Annotated in this window: 19 protein-coding genes; 9 read left to right on the top strand and 10 right to left on the bottom strand. The window is 69.9% G+C overall.

The annotated features are described in order from the left end of the window. Positions 1-7: 7 nt before the first annotated feature. Positions 8-2,407: a transketolase gene (locus METY_RS15675; RefSeq protein ID WP_103122330.1), complete on the bottom strand. Its 2,400-nt coding sequence runs from the start codon at positions 2,405-2,407 to the stop codon at positions 8-10. A 136-nt stretch (positions 2,408-2,543) separates the two neighbouring features. Here METY_RS15675 and METY_RS15670 point away from each other — a divergent pair, with 136 nt between their 5' ends. Then, a complete protein-coding gene (locus METY_RS15670) occupies positions 2,544-3,047 on the top strand; it encodes an MmcB family DNA repair protein (RefSeq protein ID WP_244593689.1) in 504 nt (167 codons plus the stop codon). 249 nt (positions 3,048-3,296) lie between these two features. Beyond that, positions 3,297-3,485, top strand: a complete 189-nt coding sequence (locus METY_RS15665) for a hypothetical protein (RefSeq protein ID WP_244593688.1) — start codon at positions 3,297-3,299, stop codon at positions 3,483-3,485. 219 nt (positions 3,486-3,704) lie between these two features. Here the strand turns inward: METY_RS15665 and METY_RS15660 are convergent, their stop codons facing one another. The 3 genes from METY_RS15660 to htpX all read right to left on the bottom strand — a co-directional run bounded on the left by METY_RS15660 (position 3,705) and on the right by htpX (position 7,847). After that, positions 3,705-5,462 carry a heparinase II/III family protein gene (locus tag METY_RS15660; RefSeq protein ID WP_103122329.1) on the bottom strand — a complete coding sequence of 586 codons (1,758 nt, stop codon included), beginning with the start codon at positions 5,460-5,462 and terminating at the stop codon, positions 3,705-3,707. 82 nt (positions 5,463-5,544) lie between these two features. Further along, on the bottom strand, positions 5,545-6,873 hold the full coding sequence (locus METY_RS15655) for an RsmB/NOP family class I SAM-dependent RNA methyltransferase (RefSeq protein ID WP_103122328.1): 1,329 nt from the start codon (positions 6,871-6,873) through the stop codon (positions 5,545-5,547). A 44-nt stretch (positions 6,874-6,917) separates the two neighbouring features. Beyond that, positions 6,918-7,847 (bottom strand): zinc metalloprotease HtpX, encoded by a 930-nt coding sequence (htpX, locus tag METY_RS15650; protein ID WP_103122327.1) that lies wholly within the window; start codon positions 7,845-7,847, stop codon positions 6,918-6,920. 129 nt (positions 7,848-7,976) lie between these two features. On the opposite strand from htpX, the gene METY_RS15645 reads away from it, so the two are divergent. The 4 genes from METY_RS15645 to METY_RS15630 all read left to right on the top strand — a co-directional run bounded on the left by METY_RS15645 (position 7,977) and on the right by METY_RS15630 (position 10,667). Further along, positions 7,977-8,168, top strand: coding sequence for a DUF1674 domain-containing protein (locus METY_RS15645; protein WP_103122326.1), 192 nt, complete (start codon positions 7,977-7,979; stop codon positions 8,166-8,168). A 100-nt stretch (positions 8,169-8,268) separates the two neighbouring features. Continuing rightward, positions 8,269-8,913: an extensin-like domain-containing protein gene (locus METY_RS15640; protein WP_103122325.1), complete on the top strand. Its 645-nt coding sequence runs from the start codon at positions 8,269-8,271 to the stop codon at positions 8,911-8,913. 102 nt (positions 8,914-9,015) lie between these two features. Beyond that, positions 9,016-10,320, top strand: a complete 1,305-nt coding sequence (locus METY_RS15635) for an SAM-dependent methyltransferase (RefSeq protein WP_103122324.1) — start codon at positions 9,016-9,018, stop codon at positions 10,318-10,320. A gap of 101 nt (positions 10,321-10,421) precedes the next feature. Further along, positions 10,422-10,667 (top strand): hypothetical protein, encoded by a 246-nt coding sequence (locus tag METY_RS15630; protein WP_103122323.1) that lies wholly within the window; start codon positions 10,422-10,424, stop codon positions 10,665-10,667. Positions 10,668-10,676: 9 nt separating this feature from the next. On the opposite strand, the gene METY_RS15625 is transcribed toward METY_RS15630, so the two are convergent. Together METY_RS15625 and METY_RS15620 are read right to left on the bottom strand one after the other, a co-directional pair. Continuing rightward, on the bottom strand, positions 10,677-11,687 hold the full coding sequence (locus tag METY_RS15625) for an inorganic phosphate transporter (RefSeq protein WP_103122322.1): 1,011 nt from the start codon (positions 11,685-11,687) through the stop codon (positions 10,677-10,679). A gap of 7 nt (positions 11,688-11,694) precedes the next feature. Then, on the bottom strand, positions 11,695-12,339 hold the full coding sequence (locus tag METY_RS15620) for a DUF47 domain-containing protein (RefSeq protein WP_103122321.1): 645 nt from the start codon (positions 12,337-12,339) through the stop codon (positions 11,695-11,697). Positions 12,340-12,428: 89 nt separating this feature from the next. Here METY_RS15620 and METY_RS15615 point away from each other — a divergent pair, with 89 nt between their 5' ends. Beyond that, a complete protein-coding gene (locus tag METY_RS15615; protein ID WP_244593687.1) occupies positions 12,429-12,875 on the top strand; it encodes an NUDIX hydrolase in 447 nt (148 codons plus the stop codon). A 10-nt stretch (positions 12,876-12,885) separates the two neighbouring features. Here the strand turns inward: METY_RS15615 and METY_RS15610 are convergent, their stop codons facing one another. Beyond that, positions 12,886-13,833 (bottom strand): amidohydrolase family protein, encoded by a 948-nt coding sequence (locus METY_RS15610; RefSeq protein WP_103122319.1) that lies wholly within the window; start codon positions 13,831-13,833, stop codon positions 12,886-12,888. A gap of 102 nt (positions 13,834-13,935) precedes the next feature. Beyond that, complete coding sequence (locus METY_RS15605; RefSeq protein ID WP_103122318.1) at positions 13,936-14,943, bottom strand: TraB/GumN family protein; 1,008 nt, start codon at positions 14,941-14,943, stop codon at positions 13,936-13,938. A gap of 276 nt (positions 14,944-15,219) precedes the next feature. Between METY_RS15605 and METY_RS15600 the strand changes: the two genes are divergently transcribed. Beyond that, positions 15,220-16,038: a HesA/MoeB/ThiF family protein gene (locus METY_RS15600; RefSeq protein WP_103122317.1), complete on the top strand. Its 819-nt coding sequence runs from the start codon at positions 15,220-15,222 to the stop codon at positions 16,036-16,038. Between the two features lie 152 nt (positions 16,039-16,190). Here METY_RS15600 and METY_RS15595 read toward each other — a convergent pair whose 3' ends face one another. Then, complete coding sequence (locus METY_RS15595) at positions 16,191-16,559, bottom strand: hypothetical protein (protein WP_103122405.1); 369 nt, start codon at positions 16,557-16,559, stop codon at positions 16,191-16,193. Between the two features lie 122 nt (positions 16,560-16,681). Then, positions 16,682-17,677, bottom strand: a complete 996-nt coding sequence (locus tag METY_RS15590; RefSeq protein WP_103122316.1) for a 2-hydroxyacid dehydrogenase — start codon at positions 17,675-17,677, stop codon at positions 16,682-16,684. Between the two features lie 179 nt (positions 17,678-17,856). On the opposite strand from METY_RS15590, the gene METY_RS15585 reads away from it, so the two are divergent. Further along, complete coding sequence (locus tag METY_RS15585) at positions 17,857-18,423, top strand: SH3 domain-containing protein (RefSeq protein ID WP_103122315.1); 567 nt, start codon at positions 17,857-17,859, stop codon at positions 18,421-18,423. The last annotated feature ends 25 nt before the right edge of the window (positions 18,424-18,448 follow it).

Raw genomic sequence — 18,448 nt, 5'->3', positions numbered from 1 at the left:
ACTTGAACTACCCCAAGGCTGTCAGATGCCTCAGGGGCCGTCCGGGCGCCAGACCCTCCGCCGCCCGGACGAGGCCCTGCGCGTCGATGCCGAAGTGCCGGTAGAGGTCGGCGATGGTTCCGGTCTGGCCGAAGTGCTCGACGCCGAGCGCGCGGACGCGATGGCCGCAGACCGAGCCCAGCCAGCCGAGCGTCGCCGGATGGCCGTCGATCACGGTGACGATCGCGCAATGCCGGGGTAGCCGCCCCAGCAGGCGTTCGGCCAACGACGTCGCATGGGCGACGCCGCGTTCGCGGGCCCGGTGCGCCGCGGTCCAGCCTGCCATCAGCCGGTCGGCCGAGGTGACGGCCAGCAGACCCACGTCGCGGCGATCGCCGGCGATCAGCCCCACAGCCTCGATCGCCTCCTTCGCGACCGCGCCCTGATAGGCGATCACCACCTCGCAGTTCGGGCCGGGCTCGCGCCACCAGTAGGCGCCGTCGACGATCTCGCCCGCAAACTCCGGCGTCATCGCGCGCTGCGGCTGCTCCAGCATGCGTGTGGAGAGCCGGAGGTACACTGAGCCGCCGGTCTCCTCGCGCTCCCAATCCGCCACGCCGGACTTGCCGTCGCGCTGCACGTAGTCGAAGGCGAAGGCGAGGATCGCCGCCAGCTCGTCGGCGTAGGCCGGCTCGAAGCTCGCGAGCCCGTCCTGGGCGAGGCCAATCAGCGGGGTCGCGATCGACTGGTGCGCGCCGCCCTCCGGCGCGAGCGTCACGCCCGAGGGCGTCGCGGCCAGAATGAAGCGGGCGTCCTGGTAGCAGGCGTAGATCAGCGCATCGAGGCCGCGGGCGATGAAGGGGTCGTAGAGCGTGCCGACCGGGATCAGCCGCTCGCCGAACAGGGAGTGCGACAGCCCCAGGGCGCCCAGCGCCAGAAACAGGTTCATCTCGGCGATGCCAAGTTCGAGATGCTGGCCCTTCGGCCCGAACTCCCACTTCTGCGCCGAGGCGATGCGCTCCTCGCGGAAAAGATCCGCCATGCTCTCGCGGGCGAACAGGCCGCGACGGTTCACCCAGGGTCCGAGGTTGGTGGAGACGGTCACGTCCGGCGAGGTGGTGACGATACGATCGGCGAGGGCGGTGTCGCCTTTCGCGAGCCTGTCCAGCAGACGACCAAAGGCGGCCTGGGTCGAGGTCTCGACGGGAACGTCGGCCTCGAGCCGCGCGGGGACCGGAAGCTTGCCGCTCTCGTAGCCGCGGCGGCCCTTCGCGACGAAAGGAACGCCCGCAAGAAAGGCCTGAAGCTCGTCGGGCGGAATCGACAGGCCCTCGAACAGGTCCCACTCCCGGCCTTCGCGGACGCCCATGGACTGCCGAAACGCCGCCATCTGGGCCGGCGTCATCAGCCCGGAATGATTGTCCTTGTGGCCGGCGAGCGGCAGGCCGTAGCCCTTGATGGTGTAGGCGAGGAAGCAGACCGGCCGGTCGTGGTCGATGCGCTCGAAGGCCTCGAGCAGCGTCGGCAGGTCGTGGCCGGCGAGGTTCGTCATCAGCGCCGCGAGCTCGACGTCCGAGCGCCGCTCGATAAGGGCCGTGACCGCGCCTTGGTCGCCGATCTCGTCGAGCAGACGCTTGCGCCACGCCGCGCCGCCCTGGAACGACAGCGCCGAGAACAGCTGGTTCGGGCAGCGGTCGATCCAATCGCGGAGCTTTCCGCCCCCGGGCTCCGCGAAGGCCTCCTCCAGCAGGCGCCCGTACTTCAGCACGACCACGTCCCAGCCAAGGCCTTCGAACAGCGCCGAAATGCGTTCGTACAGGCCCTCACGCACGACCGCGTCGAGGCTCTGGCGGTTGTAGTCGATGATCCACCAGCAGTTTCGGAGCCCGTGCTTCCAGCCCTCGAGCAGGCACTCGAAGATGTTGCCCTCGTCGAGCTCCGCGTCGCCCACGAGCGCGATCATGCGCCCCTCCGGCCGCTCCGTCCCCAACCCCTTGGCGCGCAGGTAGTCCTGCGTCAGCGAGGCGAACACCGTGGCCGCGGCGCCGAGGCCGACCGACCCTGTGGAGAAGTCGACGTCGTCCACGTCCTTCGTCCGGGAGGGATAGGACTGCGCGCCGCCGAAGGCGCGGAACGCCTCCAGCTTCTCGCGGGTCTGGTTCCCGAACAGGTACTGGATCGCGTGGAACACTGGGCTCGCGTGCGGCTTCACCGCCACCCGGTCCTCGGGCCGCAGCGCCGCGAAGTAGAGCGCCGTCATGATCGTCGCGAGCGACGCCGAAGACGCCTGATGGCCGCCGACCTTCAGCCCGTCCGACGGGCGCAGATGGTTGGCGTTGTGGATCGTCCACGTCGCGAGCCAGAGCGCCTTGCGCTCGAGCTCCCGCAGCGGCGCGAGCCGCCGGTCGTCCGCCTGTCCCACCGCCATGATCTTGCGTCCTGTTCCGGGTTAGGGACGGTCATCATAGCCCCCGCGCGCCCCACGTCGACCGGTCTACGAGCATGGGAGCAACTTCACTCTTGCGCCGTTCCCTGTTCGTGCCATTATCGAACGTATGGAGAACATGTCGCCTTCAGAGACCTCGGCTGAGCTGCTTGACGAGGTCGTGGCGGAAGCCGCCCGGCCGTCGTCGTTGTCGGGAGTGGCCGCCACGCTGGCGCGCGGCGTGTGCCGGCATTTCGTCGCCGCCGGCTACGGCTGTCTCCGCGAGACGCCGCTCCGCTCCGGCCGGCGCGCGGACGTGATGGCGCTTGGCCGCACGGGCGAGATCGTCATCGTCGAGATCAAATCCGGGCCGCAGGATTTTCGCTCCGACCGCAAATGGCCGGAGTACCGGCCGTTCTGCGACGCGCTCTACTTCGCCGTGGGCGCGGACTTTCCGCAGGCCCTGATCCCCGAGGACGTCGGCTTGATCGCCGCCGACGGCTACGGCGCGGCCATTCTGCGTGAAGCCCCGCGCTTTCCGCTGGCGGGCGCGCGCCGCAAGGCCGTCTCGCTCGCGTTCGCGCGGCTCGCCGCGGCCCGCTTGCAGGCGACGGTGGATCCGGAAGGATTCAGCATGTCGTGAACGAATCGCAGGAAATGACGCAACCCAGCCACAGTCCAGTCTCATTTCAATACAAACTCAGTATTGACGTTCAGCAACGATGATTCGGACGTGAGTTTGTCTGTCGATCAAGTGTAGCGCTCGCTCTTTAGCTAGGAGTGGGCCGTGAAGCGGCGCGGAGGCGCTGATCCAATGTCGAACGATGACGTGAACGCCGTAGTCCTTCGCCTCGCCCGTACTCTTCAGCGTTGCGGGGAGGACCCGCGCGTCGTGTTCGCCGCGCTGATCGGCAGCGCCGCCACGATCGCCTCCGATCTGGGCCATGACGTCAATTCGCCCGACGACCTGCGCCGCGCGATCGACGAGGTCGTGGAATCCGGTCACCTCGGGGACTTTCGGGCGGGCGCGGTGAGCGCGGCCTCGGTCGTGATCCCCTTCCCCGCCGCGCGCGTCGCCTGACAAAGCGCGCCGACAGGTTCCGCATCGCAACCGATTGGTGAGATGATCGTTGGTCGCGGGGGATAGAAAGGCGCTCCGAGCGACCGGGCGGCCGAGGCGCAGAGCGGCTCGACGCCTTCCCAGACCGACCCTATGTGTCGAACTCCGCGCCGCGGAGCTGTCCAAGCTTGGCGCGTCGCTCGGCCGCTTCGCCGGGCGGCCTAGCCCAGACTCTTCGCCCTAGATCAGCGTCGGTCCGTCGTCGCGCCCCGTCGTCCGGGAGCGACGCTCCGTTCCAAGCTCGGCGTCGAGGCGACGGAAGCTCCAGCCGATCAGGGGCGCGCCTCGCACCGTCGCATGCACGACGATCTGTTCGGTTCGCCGCGGCCCGTTGGCGCCCGCGAAGTAGATGCTCTCCTCCAGCTCCACGGCGAAACCCGGCGCCGCGAACAGCCAGCCTCGGCCGCTCGGCAGCGCGAGCATGGCGCCCTGGCCGTCCTGCGTGACGCTCGCGCGCACGCCGGGATGGAGATGGAATCGAAGCGCCACGCGCGAATCCTCCGGTCCGCGCCCGGCGTGGACGGGCCGCAGAGCGTCTTCGCCTTCGAGACGGTCGCCCGCGCTCGCCACCGTCATCGTGCGCGCGTGGATCACCCCGAAGCGGCGAGCGTAGCCGTCGTGCGTGGCGGAGACGCGCATGCCCTCCCCCGTCCGCTCGCGGCGGGCGAGGACCGCGCGCGGGCCGGCGACCACGATCCGGCCCAAGAGTCCGGCGCAGCGAACGCCGGCGAAGCGGCAGGACGAGGTGTCCGCGACGACGAGGGTCGAATGGGCGGCCGTCGCGCGCGGCGCGAGGCCCCAACTCGCGCGGCCGAAGCGGGGGACCCCGCAGTTGACCACGATCTGCTCGGGGCCGCTGGACAGTTCGAACGACAACGCGCCGGCATGCGCGTCGCGCGACGCTCCCGGAGGCGGCGGCGGGCCCACGTCCACAAGCACCGCCGTTGGCCCGGCCTGCAGACGCGCATAGCCGGAATGAGGCGCCTCTTCGGGCAGCGGGCCGCGGGCGTCGTCATAGGCGAGGACCGTCGCCACCAAGTCGGCCTGCGTCGGTCCGGCGCCGTTGAACTGTGCGAAGGCCCCATCGCCGTGCCGGAAGAACCGGATCATCGGCATAGCGCGATCGACGGCGTTCAGGAGCGACTGCGGCGGTTGGGCGTTGCGGGCGGCGTAGGCCTGCCGCAGCGGCAGCAGATCTAGCATCGCCTCGACCAGCGCGCTCGGGTTCCGGCTGATATGCCCGCCGTCCGGAAGGATCTGGCGGTCGAGCTCCTCTCCAAGCGCGACGGAGGCCGATTTCAGCAGCCGCCCGTCGCCGGCGAAGCAGAGCCCGGCGTAGGCCAACGCGCAGACGACGTTAAGTCGCGGCAGGCCGTCGGGCGCGAGGCGGCGCGCGCGGCCAAGCCTTCGCGTCTGGCGCGCGAGGCTTCGCAGGAAGCGCCGGTAGAAGGCGCGGTCGGCGCCGTCGAGGATCAGCGGCGACTGGCAGAGCCAGGAGATCACGCGCCGCGCCGTGACATGGGCGGCGCGGGCGATCGGGTCTCCGCCGCCGCCAAGCGCGATCCACTCTTCGACCAGCGCCCGGGCGTTGGCGCGGGCGAGCGTCGTGTCGGCGGCGCGCAGGTGGCGCAGCCATCCGAAGCCGTGCAGCGCCTCCGCCCATTCCGGCGACGGCGGCTCGACACGGAACGGCGAGGCTCCTTCGACCGGCACGCTCTTTCCCGCGAAGGCGAACACCCCGGCGTAGATCTCGCCGGCTCGGGTCGGGTCCGAGGTGCGCAGGTCCTGCGGGGCGATGACGAGCTTGTCCGGCGCGCGCCCCGTCGCATGCAACGGCGCTGCGGCCAGGCCCGCCATCCGCCGCCAGCCGCCGCGCGCGACCTCGCCTACGGCGAAGCGCATGAGCCGCGCGGTCTCCTCGAGCGCCCCGATGCTCATGGCATGCGGGCCCTTCGCCGTTTCCCCCTCATTTCAGGAGTCGTCGCACACCTGCAGGCGCTTGTCGCGATTCGCGGACGCGTCAGCTCACGCGCATCCGCGCGGCGAAGAAGCCGTCGAGGCCGGCGAGCCGGGGGTCGTCCGCCGCAAGGTGGCTCGGCAGAGTGCGCAGGAAGCCGTCCGAACCCACGGCCTCGCCGTAGCCCGGCAACTCGGCCTCGGTCACAGGCTCGAGCGCGACGCGGCCGGCCGCACGAGCGAGGAAGGCCTCAATCTGACGCTCGCCTTCTTCCGGCTCCAGCGAACAGGTGCAGTACACCAGCAGGCCGCCCGGCTTCACCAGCCGAAGCGCCGCGTCGAGCAGCCGCGCCTGCAGCTTCGCGAGCGTCGCGATGTCGCTTTCCCGCTTCATCCAGGCGACGTCGGGATGCCGGCGGATGGTGCCGGTGGCGCTGCAAGGCGCGTCCAACAGCACGGCGTCGGCAGGCTCCAAAGACACGCTGGCGGCGTCGCCGACCCGGGCTTCGGCTGACAGCTTCAGCCGCGAAAGATTGTCGCTCAGGCGGCGCAACCGCTCGGCGGACTTGTCGACCGCGACGACCTCGGCGCCGGCCGCGGCCAGCTGGGCCGTCTTGCCGCCGGGCGCCGCGCAAAGATCGATGGCCCGCTTGCCCTGGAGGTCGCCGAACAGCCGGGCGGGCAGCGCCGCGGCGGCGTCCTGCACCCACCACGCGCCGTCGTCGAACCCGGCGAGCTGCGCCACGCGGCCGCCATGCGCCAAGCGCACGCCGCCGGTCGGCAAGGCGACCCCGCCGAGCGTTTCCGCCCAGCCAGCGGGATCCGATTTCACGGTGAGGTCGAGCGCCGGTTCGACGCTCAGCCGGAGCGCGATCGCCGCGGCGGCCTCCGCGCCATAGGCGCGCGTCCAGCGGGCGTAGAGCCATGCCGGCAGGTCGGCCCCTAGCGTCGGCTCGGGGGCGCCTTCGCTGACGATCTTGCGCAGCACGGCGTTGACAAGGCCGGAGAAGTGGCGCGCGTCCGGATCGGCGCGCGCGCAGGCGACGGCGAGGTCCACCGCGGTGTGCGCCGGCGTGTCCATGAACAGAGCTTGCGCGGCGCCGGTGGCGAGGATCGCCTCCAGCGGCCCTGCCTTCTTCGGCAAGCCCTTCTCGAGCTTCGCGGCGATCAAGGACCGCAGGGTGCCGAACCGCCGCAGCGTCGACCCGGCGATGGCGCGGGCGAGCGCCCGGTCGCGCTCCTCCAGCGCCCGGAAGCCGGTGGGGTCGTGCTCCGCCTCGAGCGCGCCGTCGAGCGGGCGCGAGCGGGACAGCACGCCTTCCACCAGCCGAACGGCCACGCGGCGCGGCCCGAGGCCCACCGGCTCAGGCGCCGGCCGCTGGCCGCCTCCCATCGAGCGGCGGCCAGGCGTCGAGGTTCGGAACGCGGGGGGGCGGGTCAACCCCAGGGGCCGCTTCGACGCTGCGATCCGCCCCAGGGGCCCGAAGCCGGACCCGACGGAGCGACGGAGGGCCGGGCGCCCATGCCACGGGCGAGCTCCATCAAGGCGGCGATCCGGTTCTCCGTCGCCGGGTGGGTCGAGAACAGATTGTCCATCCGGTGCCCCGAGAGCGGGTTGATGATGAACATGTGCGCGGTCGCGGGGTTGCGCTCGGCAGTGTCGTTCTCGATGTGGGCGGCGGCGCCGGCGATCTTGCCGAGGGCGGAGGCCAGCCAGTCCGGACGGCCACAGATCTCGGCGCCGAGCTTGTCAGCCTGATACTCACGGGTGCGGCTGATCGCCATCTGAACGATCATCGCGGCGATGGGGGCAAGAATCATCATCGCGATCGAGCCTATCACGCCGAAGGGCGAACCGTTGTTCTCGCGGTTTCCGGAGAACAGAAATCCGAAGTTCGCCAGCATCGAGATCGCGCCGGCGATGGTCGCCGTGATCGTCATGATCAGCGTGTCGTGGTTCTTCACATGCGCCAGCTCGTGCGCCATCACCCCCGCCACCTCCTCTCGGCTAAGGGAATGGAGCAGACCCGTGGTGGCGGCCACCGCCGCGTTCTCGGGGTTGCGGCCGGTCGCGAAGGCGTTCGGCTGAGGCTCGTCGATGATGTAGACGCGGGGCATCGGCAGTCGTGCGCGGGCCGCGAGCTCCTGCACCATCGTGTAGAATTCGGGGGCGGAACGGGCGTCCACCTCCTGCGCGTTGTGCATGCGCAGAACGGCCTTGTCGGAGTTCCAGTAGCTCCAGGCGTTCATGGCGAGCGCCACGACGAAGGCGATCATCAGGCCGCCTTTGCCGCCGATCAGGAAGCCCACTCCCATGAACAGCGCGGTCATGCCTGCCAGCAGAAGGGCCGTGCGGAAGTAGTTCATGTGGGTCGGGTCTCCACCAGGGGTCGCGAATGCTCGCGCGGGCGCGGAAGCGGCTTATATGTGGGGGGCGTCCTCGTTTTGCGCCAATGCGTCGCGGGGTCACGATTGGATCAGCGGAGGAAGCAGGCCATGGCCGAGGAGCCGCGAAGAGACTTGAGCGAGGCCGCCGCCCGCGCGCTGGCGGAGGCCGAAACTCGCCGCGCCGACTACGAGCGTCAGGCGGCGGAGCTTACGAAGGCCAAGGAACTGAACGGCCGCAAGGGGCCGGAGCCCGTGCGCTACGGCGATTGGGAAAGCAAGGGATTGGCGAGCGATTTCTGAACGCCCGCCGGCCCCCGAAGCGGCGAACGAGCCGCCGCCTCGCCCGCGACGTCGGCCGATCCTCGGTCGCCTCGTCGCCCGCGGCCTTCTGGGGGTCGCCGTGGTCGTCGGCGTGACGGCGGCGATCGTCGCGTCCGATCTCGATCGCTATTGGCCGCTCGACCTGCGCGACCCCCCAGGCGTCTTCACCCAGTGGCGCATCCGCGCGCTCGCCGCCTCGCCCGATCTGTGCCGCCGCGTGCTCGCGCGCTCCGAGATCGAGGTCCGCGCGGCCTCTCCGCGGCCGCTCGTCGGCGGCTGCGGCTATGTCGACGGCGTGGTTCCGGCAGCGGCCTCGATCGCCCTCGACGCTCCGCCGGCGATGCGCTGCGCCCTCGCGGCTGCGGTGGCGGCCTGGGAGCGGCGCGTGGTGGAGCCGGCGGCGCTCAAGCACCTCGGATCGAAGCTCGTCGAAATCCGCCACTTCGGCAGCTATTCGTGCCGCAACGTCTACGGCCGGGCGAACGGCCGCCGCTCGCAGCACGCCACCGCAAATGCGCTCGACGTCGCGGCCTTCCGCCTCGCCGACGGTCGCACGATCAGCGTGCTCGGAGACTGGAGCGACGGCGGCGCGCGCGGCGCCTTCCTGCGTGAGGTCCGCGACGGCGCGTGCGGCCTGTTCGCGGGCGTGCTGTCGCCCGACTACAACGCCGCCCACCGTGACCATTTCCACTTCGACCTCGGCCCGTATGACGTCTGTCGCTGAAGCGCGCTTGCGCTTGACCCGGCGCGTCGTCCGTCGCACACGGCGTGCGGGACGCGCCTTGCGATCGGGGACGCACGGCGGATCGCGAGGAGAGCCGGCTCGATGACCGCCGCTGAACGACGCTTGGCGCTCGCGCGCGACATCGCCGCGTCGGTGGCGCCCCTGCTCGGACCCCATCTGGCGCTCAGGTTGTGGGACGGCTCGACCGTTCCTGCGAACGCCGGCCCCGATCAGCTGGTGGTGACGTTCGGCGACGAAGGCACCCTCGCCGCGCTGTCGAAGTCGCCGAAGCTCGACACGCTGGTGCGCCTGCACGCGCTCGGCCGAATCGATCTCGAGAACGGCGACCTGTTCGATCTCGCCGAACGTCGCCCCTCGGTTCGTGGCCGCGACCTGCTGCGCGCCGTAGGTCCGCTGAAGCTCGCGCGCGGGGCGGCCGCCTTCCTCAAGGTGCCGGCTGGCCAGACGAAGCTGCCTTGGGAGGGCCAACCCGGCGCCGCGCCGGGGAAGTCCGGCGACCCTGACAACAACCAGAAGAATATCGCGCACCACTACGACGTCTCGAACGCCTTCTACCGACTGTTTCTGGACGAGAAGCTGATCTACTCCTGCGCCTATTTCGAGGACTGGGAGCAGGATCTGGACGCGGCCCAGCAGGCGAAGATCGATCTGGTGTGCCGCAAGCTGCGGCTGCAACCCGGCGAAACCTTCCTGGACGTGGGTTGCGGCTGGGGCGCGTTGATCTGCCACGCGGCGGAAGTCTACGGCGTCACGGCCCATGGCGTGACGCTGTCCAAGGAGCAACTGGCCGGCGCGCAGGAGGAGATCCGCGCGAGGGGCCTGCAGGGCCGGGTCACCGTCGCGCTCGCGGACTGGACGATGGTCGCGGGGGCGTTCGACAAGATCGCCTCGGTCGGCATGTTCGAGCACGTCGGCCTCAGGAACGCCGACGCCTACTACCGCGGCATTCGCAAGCTGCTGCGGCCGGGCGGGCTCTACCTCCATCACGCCATCACGCGGCGCGCCAAGCCCGGCGACGACCGCAAGCTGCGGCCGGAGGCCAAGGCGATCCTGCGCCACATCTTCCCCGGCGCGGAGCTCGACCACATCGGTTCGACGCTTGCGGGAATGGAGCGGGCCGGACTGGAGCCGCAGGACGTGGAGGCGCTGCGCCGGCACTACGCCCGCACCACCGCGCTCTGGTGCCGCCGGCTTCAGGGCAACCGCGCCGCAGCCATCGCCGAGGTCGGGGAGGTGCGCACCCGGATGTGGATCGCCTATCTGGCCGGCGTCTCGCTCGCCTTTGCGCGAGGCTCGATCGGCGTCTGCCAGACGCTGGCTTCCGCCCGTCAAAAGAGCGGGGCGGTCGAGCTTCCGCTCACTCGGCGCGACCTCTACCGGGGCTGAAGACGGCGCGCGAAGCCTCGATGGGGCGCGCGAGAGCCGCCCTTTCAATCCTTCGCGACTACGTCAAAAGACACAGCACGGCGTAGGTAAAGATGCGTAGCATGGCGGAAAATGTCCGGGAGGACGCCATGCCCTACAACGTACTCGTCACTCAAGACGGGCGATCGACGATCGCTTTCGCGCGCAGCGCCACCGAAGCGTTGGCGCTTGCCCGCGAGAAGGAAGCCTCCGGCCTCAGCGAGATCGTGGTGATGTCGAACGACGGCGGCGAAGTCGCCGTGGACCGGCTGATCCGCCTTGCGGAACTCGAGGCGATCACCCTCTCGCCGCCGACCGTTTTCGGCTAAGAAGCGGCGTCAGCCGAAAAGCCAAGCCATGATCTTGTAGGTCGCGAATCCGATCACCGCGGCCGCCGGCAGCGTGAGCACCCACGCGGTCACGATGTCGCTCGCGACATTCCAGCGAACGGCGGTCGTGCGCCGCGCGGCGCCGACGCCCACGATCGCGCCGGTGATGGTGTGCGTGGTCGAGACCGGCACCCCGAGCCAGGTCGCCATGAACAGCGTGATGGCTCCGCCGGTCTCCGCGCAGAAGCCCTGCATGGGGTTCAGGCGGGTGATCTTCGATCCCATCGTGTGGACGATGCGCCAGCCGCCGCAGAGCGTGCCCAGCGCCATGGCCGCCTGGCACGAAAGCACGACCCAGAGCGGGACGTGGAACGCGCCGCCGAGCATGCCCTGCGAGTAGAGCAGCACGGCGATGATGCCCATGGTCTTCTGCGCGTCGTTACCGCCGTGGCCGAGCGAGTAGAGCGAGGCGGAGACGAACTGCGCAATGCGGAAGGTGCGGTCGACCGCGAAGGGGGTGAACCGCACGAAGGCCCACGACACCGTGAGCACGAGAACGAGCGCGAGCAGGAAGCCGACCAGCGGCGACAGCACGATCGCGGCGACGGTCTTGCCCAGTCCGGCGAGCACCACGACGCCGAAGCCGCCCTTGGCGGTCGCGCCGCCGACCAGTCCACCGATCAAGGCGTGGGAGCTGCTGGACGGGATGCCAAGGATCCAGGTGGCGACGTTCCAGACGATCGCGCCGATCAGCGCTGCGAAAATCACGGTGGGATCGATGATCTGGGCGTCCACGATCCCGACGCCGATGGTCTGCGCCACGTGCAGACCGAAGAACAGGAAGGCGATGAAGTTGAAGAACGCCGCCCAAAGCACGGCGAAACTCGGCCTGAGCACGCGGGTGGAGACAATGGTCGCGATCGAGTTAGCGGCGTCGTGCAGGCCGTTCAGGAAGTCGAACAGCAGCGCGACGGCGATCAATCCGACCAGAAGAGGAAACGCGAGCGCCGCATCCGCCATCGCGCTGTCACACGTTCTCGACGACGATGCCGTTTATTTCGTTGGCGACGTCCTCGAATCGATCGACGACGTCTTCGAGCTGCCCGTAAATTTCGCTTCCGATGATGTAAGCCATGGGATTCGCTTGGCCCTCGCCTTTGAACAACGCCTTCAGGCCCTGGTCGTGAAGCTCGTCGGAGCGGCCTTCGACCGCAACGATCCGTTCCGTCAGCTCGCCCAACCTGGCGGCGTTCGCGTTCGGCGTCTTCAGCAGCGGGATCGCCTCAGCCGTCAGCCGCGCCGCTTCGGCCACGCAGGCCGCCATCTCCCGCATGACCGGATCAAAGGTGGTCAGCTCGTACAGCAACACCGTCTTAGCCACCCGGTGCATCTGGTCGATCGCATCGTCCATAGACTGGATCAGATCAGTGATGTCGCCGCGATCGAAGGGCGTAATGAAGCTGCGCCGCACGGCGAGCAGCACGTCGCGCGTCACCTCATCGGCCTGATTCTCGTAATCCGCGACCTCTCGCGCGCGGGCGGCCACGCCCTCGCCGCCCTCGAGCAGCCCTTCGAGGGCGCGCGCGCCGCTGACGAGCGTCTGCGAGTGCCTTTCGAACAGGTCGAAGAAGCGCTCCTCTTTCGGCATCAGCGCCCGGAACCAGCCAAGCATCGCACGTTCCCCAAAGCTTTCGCGTCAATCGCTCAACGAAGCGGCGTCGTTGGTGTTCCCCTGCGACGTGCGCGTCATAAATGAGCGGCATGCCGAAAGCTGCAAAAAAGAAGACCAAGCCGCGCCAGCAATTCGGCGTCGCGCCCTACCGCAGCCTCCCCGACGGCGGGCTGGAGGTGCTGCTCGTCACCTCGCGCGACACCGGCCGCTGGATCATTCCCAAGGGCTGGCCGATGAAAAAGGGCTCGCCGCTGAAGGCGGCCCTGCGCGAAGGCTTCGAGGAAGCCGGCGTGCGGGGCGACGGCGGAGCGGAAATCGGCGTCTTCGAGTACGTAAAGGTCATGGAGTTCGGCCGCGACCGCCCCTGCCGGGTGGGTGTGTTCGCGCTGAAGGTGACCGAGGAGCTCGAGGACTGGCCGGAGCGCGAGGAACGCGTGCGCCGCTGGTTCTCGCCCGCGGAGGCCGCGGCCGCGGTCAACGAAGATGGCCTCAAGGAAATCCTCGAGACGCTTCCGGCCCGTCTGAAAAGCGCCTGACCGAGACGGCTCAAAGCTCGGCGCGGGGGGCGACGCCCGGCGCGGGGGCGGCGGCTACGGGGGGAAAGCCGTAGAGGCGCGCGGGGTTCTCCACGAGGATGCGCGCGCGATCGAATGGCGTGGGCGCCCAGTCCGCGAACACGTCCAGCAAGTGCCCGACGTCGAGAGACGGCGCCCAATGTGCGACGTGCGGCCAGTCCGAGCCCCAAAGGCAGCGCTCCGGAGCGGCCTGGAGCAGCGCGCGGGCGAAAGGCGCGACGTCGCGGTACGGCGGTCCGTCGATGCTGATGCGGTAGGCTCCCGACAGCTTAATCCAGGCGCCGTCGGCCGCCAGTCCGACGAGCGTGCGGAAGCCGGCGTCGTCCCGTCCGCGGCTCGTCGGCATATGGCCCATGTGGTCGACCACGAAGGGCACGGGCAGGGCTTTCAGGCGGGGCGCCAGGATCGGCAAGTCCGCGGCGTCCAGCAGGAACTGGAGGTGCCATCCCATCTCGCGGGCGATCGCGCCGTAGGTCTCGAGCTTGTCGAAGCCCACGCCCCCGCCGAACAGCACGTTGAGGCGCAAGCCCACGACGCCAGCCTCGGCGAGCGCCGCGAGGTCGCGTTCTGAAGTCTTCGGCGGGATCACCGCGACGCCGCGCAGGCGGTCCGGGTTGGCGGCGAGCGTGCGGAGCATCAGCCGGTTGTCGGTCCCGTGGGCGCTGACCTGGACCAGCACGCCATAGGTCATTCCGGTGGCGTCCAGCATCCTGAGATAGGCGGCGGGGGTCGCCTCCGGCGGCGTGTAGCTACGCTCCGCGACGAAGGGATAGGCCGGAGGCAGGCCGATGACATGGGCGTGGCAATCGACCGACCCAGGCGGCGGATCGAACCGCGTCGCCGCATGGGGCGCTGGCGCCGGCCCAGGGCAGACCGGAGGCTCGCCCCGCGGCGGATGGACCGGACGATCGATCCTCATGGCGCCCCGCCAACCCGCGGCCAGGCCGCGCCTGTCGCCCTCGTCATGTCGCCCTCCCTCTCGGCGTCTCTGACGTCCGCCTTCACGAAGAAACTAGCGCGGTCACCACGCCTTTTCGACAGCGTATCCCGCCTGGCGGTAGAGCTCGACCAGCCCTTTCGGACCCGGCAGATGCAGCGCGCCGACCGCAACGAAGGCTCCGCCCTCATCGATAAGGGCCTTCGAACGCTCGGCCATCAGGGTGTTGCGCCGGTCGACCAGCTCAGACATGAAATCCGCATAGGCCTCGACGTCGAAGCCGGCGCCGAACAGGCCGCCTTTCATGGCGAGATACCAACCGACCTTCCGCGCGCGGTAGAGCGCGAGCGTCGTGGTCTGGAGGTCGCCGCCAGCCTCGGGGGTCGCGACCGTGTCTCGGATCATGCGGCGGGCGGTCTCATCCGGAATTTTCGACACGGCGTCGAGCTGTTCCGTGATGCTCTCAAGACCCACGATCCTGGCGCCTCCGTCACGCCCGATCCGCTCGACCGCCCCATCGACCGTGAGGCGCCCCTGCGCCATGCGCTTGGTCTCGCAGGCCGAGACCTGGAGGGTGATCCCGAGGAACCACGGCTTCAGCGATCCCGCGACCGACGCGGGCAGACCATTTTCCGCGATCCGACGTCCGACCTCCTTCCGCTGCGCCTCGTCGAGACCCTCGAGCCCCTTGCCCGAGAAATCGAGGGCGTTGCGGGTGACGTAGGCTACCACCTCCGCCTGCGCCGCCGCGCCGTTGGCGTCGGCGATCTCGACCGCGACGGTTCCGGCGTCCTTCAGCGCGGCGCGCACCGGCTCGCTGAGGGCCACCAGATCGGCGTCGGTCGTGTGCATCGTGCCGAAGAGGTAGGATGGCGCGACATTTGCGGCTTTCGGCGTGATCCGCCACAGCAGGCCTTCGGCGTTCGGCACGGCGCGCGCCTCCGCCTCGAAGGCGGCGTAGGCCTTGGGATGCTCGGCCTTCGCCTTCGCGATGAGGTCCCGCCCTTCGCAGGACGGCGCCGAGTCCTGCGCGGCGACAGGCGAGACGATGAGTGCTGCGGCGAAGGCTGCGGCGAGGCGGCAGAAGAACATGGTGCGAGCGCGGTCCGGCGTGCGAGGTCGCCAATCCTCGCCCGGCCGCGCTTGCGGCGGGTTAACGCCTGCGGAAAGTTCGACGCGTCGTTAACGGGCGATGTCGCAGAGGCGGTCGTTGCGCTTGTGATCCAGGTTTGCGGAAGGCGGCCGCCTCGTCGTCCACCGCCGACGCTCCTCCGCCTCGGTCTTGCGGCGGCTTCATACGCGGCGGCCGTTCGTCCGCCGCAGCGTGGTCGCTCTTGCCCGGCAGGGCCCGCGGCGTATGGTGCGGCCATGTCGCTCAGTCCCTCGGAAGTCGAACGCTACGCCCGTCACATCGTGCTGCACGACGTGGGCGGGCCGGGCCAGCAGAAGCTCGCCAAGGCCCGCGTGCTGGTCGTGGGGGCCGGCGGCCTGGGCAGCCCCCTCGCGCTCTATCTCGGCGCCGCGGGCGTCGGGACGATCGGGATCGTCGACGACGACCATGTCTCGCTCTCGAACCTGCAGCGGCAGGTGCTGCACGGCACCCCCGACGTCGGCCGTTTGAAGACCGACTCGGCCGTCGAGGCTCTCGCCCGCGTCAACCCGCACGTGACGGTGGAGCCGCACCCGACGCGGCTGACCGCCGACAACGCAATGGCGCTGGTCGAGGCCTACGACATCGTCGCCGACGGCTCGGACAGCTTCGCGACCCGCTATCTCGTCGCCGACGCTTGCGCGCTCGCGGGACGCCCGCTCGTCACCGCCTCGCTTGGGACCTTCGACGGCGCGATCACCACCATTCGCGCTCACGAGACCAACGCCGAGGGCGAACGCAACCCGACGTGGCGCTGCCTGTTCCCGGAGCCGCCGCCCCCTGGCGCCGTGGCGAGCTGCGCCGAGGCCGGCGTGCTGGGCGCGCTCGCCGGTCTGATGGGTTCGATGATGGCGATCGAGACGCTGCGCGAGATCGTCGGCTTTGGGCAGGGGCTCGTCGGCCGCCTGCTGGTGATCGACGCCCGCGCCATGCGGTTCGAGACCGTCGCCTACGGCTGGGATCCGGACAACCCGGTGACCGGCCGCGCTCCGACGATCACCGACCTGTCGATCCACGCCAAGAAGTCCGCCGGCTGACGCGCGGGACCCGCACCGCCGTTCCCTCGTTCCTTCCATTGACTGGAGACTTCCATCTTCGACGGCCCGCTCCACGCGTCACGTGGACGGTCCGGCCACGCCGGACCATGACGGCGCGGGTGCGAGGAGGACCTAGGCTCCCGACGGAGCCGTCAGCGGCGCCAGACGAAAGCGGCGCCCTGACGGCGAACCACCTTCAGCGAGCCGTCGTCGGCCTTGATGGCGAGATAGCAGGACTCCCGGCGGGCCTGGCCGAGCTTCATGCAGAAGCCCTCGTCGTCGACCCTCCACGTCCCCTCGGTCGCGGAGCCCGGGCGGCCGCCCGCGCGGGTCACCTTGCCGTCGGCCGCGAACGCGAAGGTCGAAGCCCCGCCGCGGGGCCCGGTCGTCGAAACCGTGCGGCCATCGAGCCAGTTCGCCTTCAGGTCCTGCGGGCCGACCAGCTCGGCGGCGCCCGCGGAGTGGGACCCGAAGCCCGCCATCAGGGCGACCGCGCCCGCCAGAATGCCGATAATGCGCATGTCGCTGTCGCCGCCCCCGTTCGCGTCTTGTTCCCGGAACAAATGCAGCACGAGGTCCGCACCGAGTCAAGGCGGTTGCAGGAGCTCCGATCTTCGCGTCGGCCAGCCTGAGCGCTGACCGCTCAGAGCATCGAGGGCAGCACGCGGTCGGGCGGCCGGTGGCCGTCCATGAAGGTCTTGATGTTGACGATGACCTTTTCGCCCATGTCGACGCGGCCCTCGAGGGTGGCCGAGCCGAGATGGGGCAGCAGCACCACTTTGTTCTGCCGCGCCAGCTTGACGAGCTTGGGGTTCACCGCGGGTTCGTTCTCGAACACGTCGAGCGCGGCGCCCGCGAGATCGCCGGCCTCAAGCATCCGGGCGAGCGCGTTTTCATCGATCACCTCGCCGCGCGCGGTGTTGACGATGAAAGCCTCTTTCTTCAGCAGCTTCAGCCGCCGCGCCGAAAGCAGGTGGTAGGTCGCCGGCGTGTGCGGGCAGTTGACCGAGACGATGTCCATGCGGGCGAGCATTTGGTCGAGGCTCTCCCAGTAGGTCGCCTCCAGCTGCTCCTCGACGTGGGGCGCCACCCGCCGGCGGTTGTGGTAGTGGATCGAGAGGCCGAAGGCGCGGGCGCGCCGCGCCACAGCCTGGCCAATGCGGCCCATCCCCACGATGCCGAGGCGTTTGCCCCAGATGCGGCGGCCGAGCATCCAGGTCGGAGACCAGCCGCTCCACTCGTGATCGTCCGGCACCACACGAGCGCCCTCCGCGATGCGGCGCGGCACCGTGAGGATCAGACCCATGGTCATGTCGGCGGTGTCCTCCGTCAGCACGCCAGGCGTGTTAGTGACGGTGATCCCGCGGTCGAGCGCGCTCTGAACGTCGATGTTGTCGACGCCGTTGCCGAAGTTCGCGATCAGCTTGAAGTTCGACCCGGCCTGGGCCAGCAGCCCGGCGTCAATCCGATCGGTGACGGTCGGCACGAGCACGTCAGCCTCCCGCACGGCGGCCGCCAGCTCGTCCGAGGTCATCGGCTTGTCGTCGTGGTTCAGCCGCGCGTCGAACAGCTCGCGCATGCGCGTCTCGACCACGTCGGGCAGCCGACGGGTCACGACGACGAGCGGACGCTTCTTCATGGCCGGCGACCTTTCTGGAGGAGCTCGGGCGTACGGTTAATCCATCGTCAACGTGGACGACGGATGCTTGCTCGAGGCCGCGCGGATGCGGCGAACGCGACCCGCGGCGACCCCTCGCGTCTCTAGCAGACGGCGGGCGGAACGCAAGACGGCGACGAAAGACGGAGCGTGCGACGCGCATGGCTGGGAATCGACTGAAGGCCTTCGGACGGGCGGCGCTGGCGGCGGCGGCCGCGCTCGGCGTTGTGGCCGGCTTGAGCGGCGCGGCGCGCGCTCAGGCCGCCAAGGAGACAGAGGCCGGAGTGATGATCGGTCCGGTGTCGGGCCTTCCCGTCCCGCGATACGTCAGCCTGAAGAGCGCGAAGGTCTACGTCCGTCAGGGCCCGACCAAGGACCATCCCGTGGCGTTCGTCTATCGGCGCGCCGGAGAGCCGGTCGAGATCGTCGCCGAGTACGACAACTGGCGGCGCATCCGGGATTCCGAGGGTTCGGAAGGATGGGTGTGGCACAGCCTGCTGTCCGGCCGCCGGACGGCGCTGGTCGCGCCCTGGTCGAAGGACAGCGCGCTCCCGATCCGCGCCTCGGCGACGGCGGACGCCCGCCTGTCGGCGCGGCTGGAGCCGAAGGTGCTGGTCGAGGTGCGCCGCTGCGACGGCTCGTGGTGCAGGGTCGAGGGCGACGGCTTCGACGGCTTCATCCCGCAGGATCGCCTCTGGGGCGTCTATCCCGGCGAACGCTTCGACTGAGGCGCTCGACGGCGGACCCCAGAGA

The sequence above is a fragment of the Methylopila sp. Yamaguchi genome (genome assembly GCF_002897035.1).
Classification (GTDB): Bacteria; Pseudomonadota; Alphaproteobacteria; order Rhizobiales; family Methylopilaceae; genus Methylopila.
The sequence above is the reverse complement of the archived record's forward strand: the minus strand, read 5'-3'. Positions and strand labels throughout refer to the sequence as shown.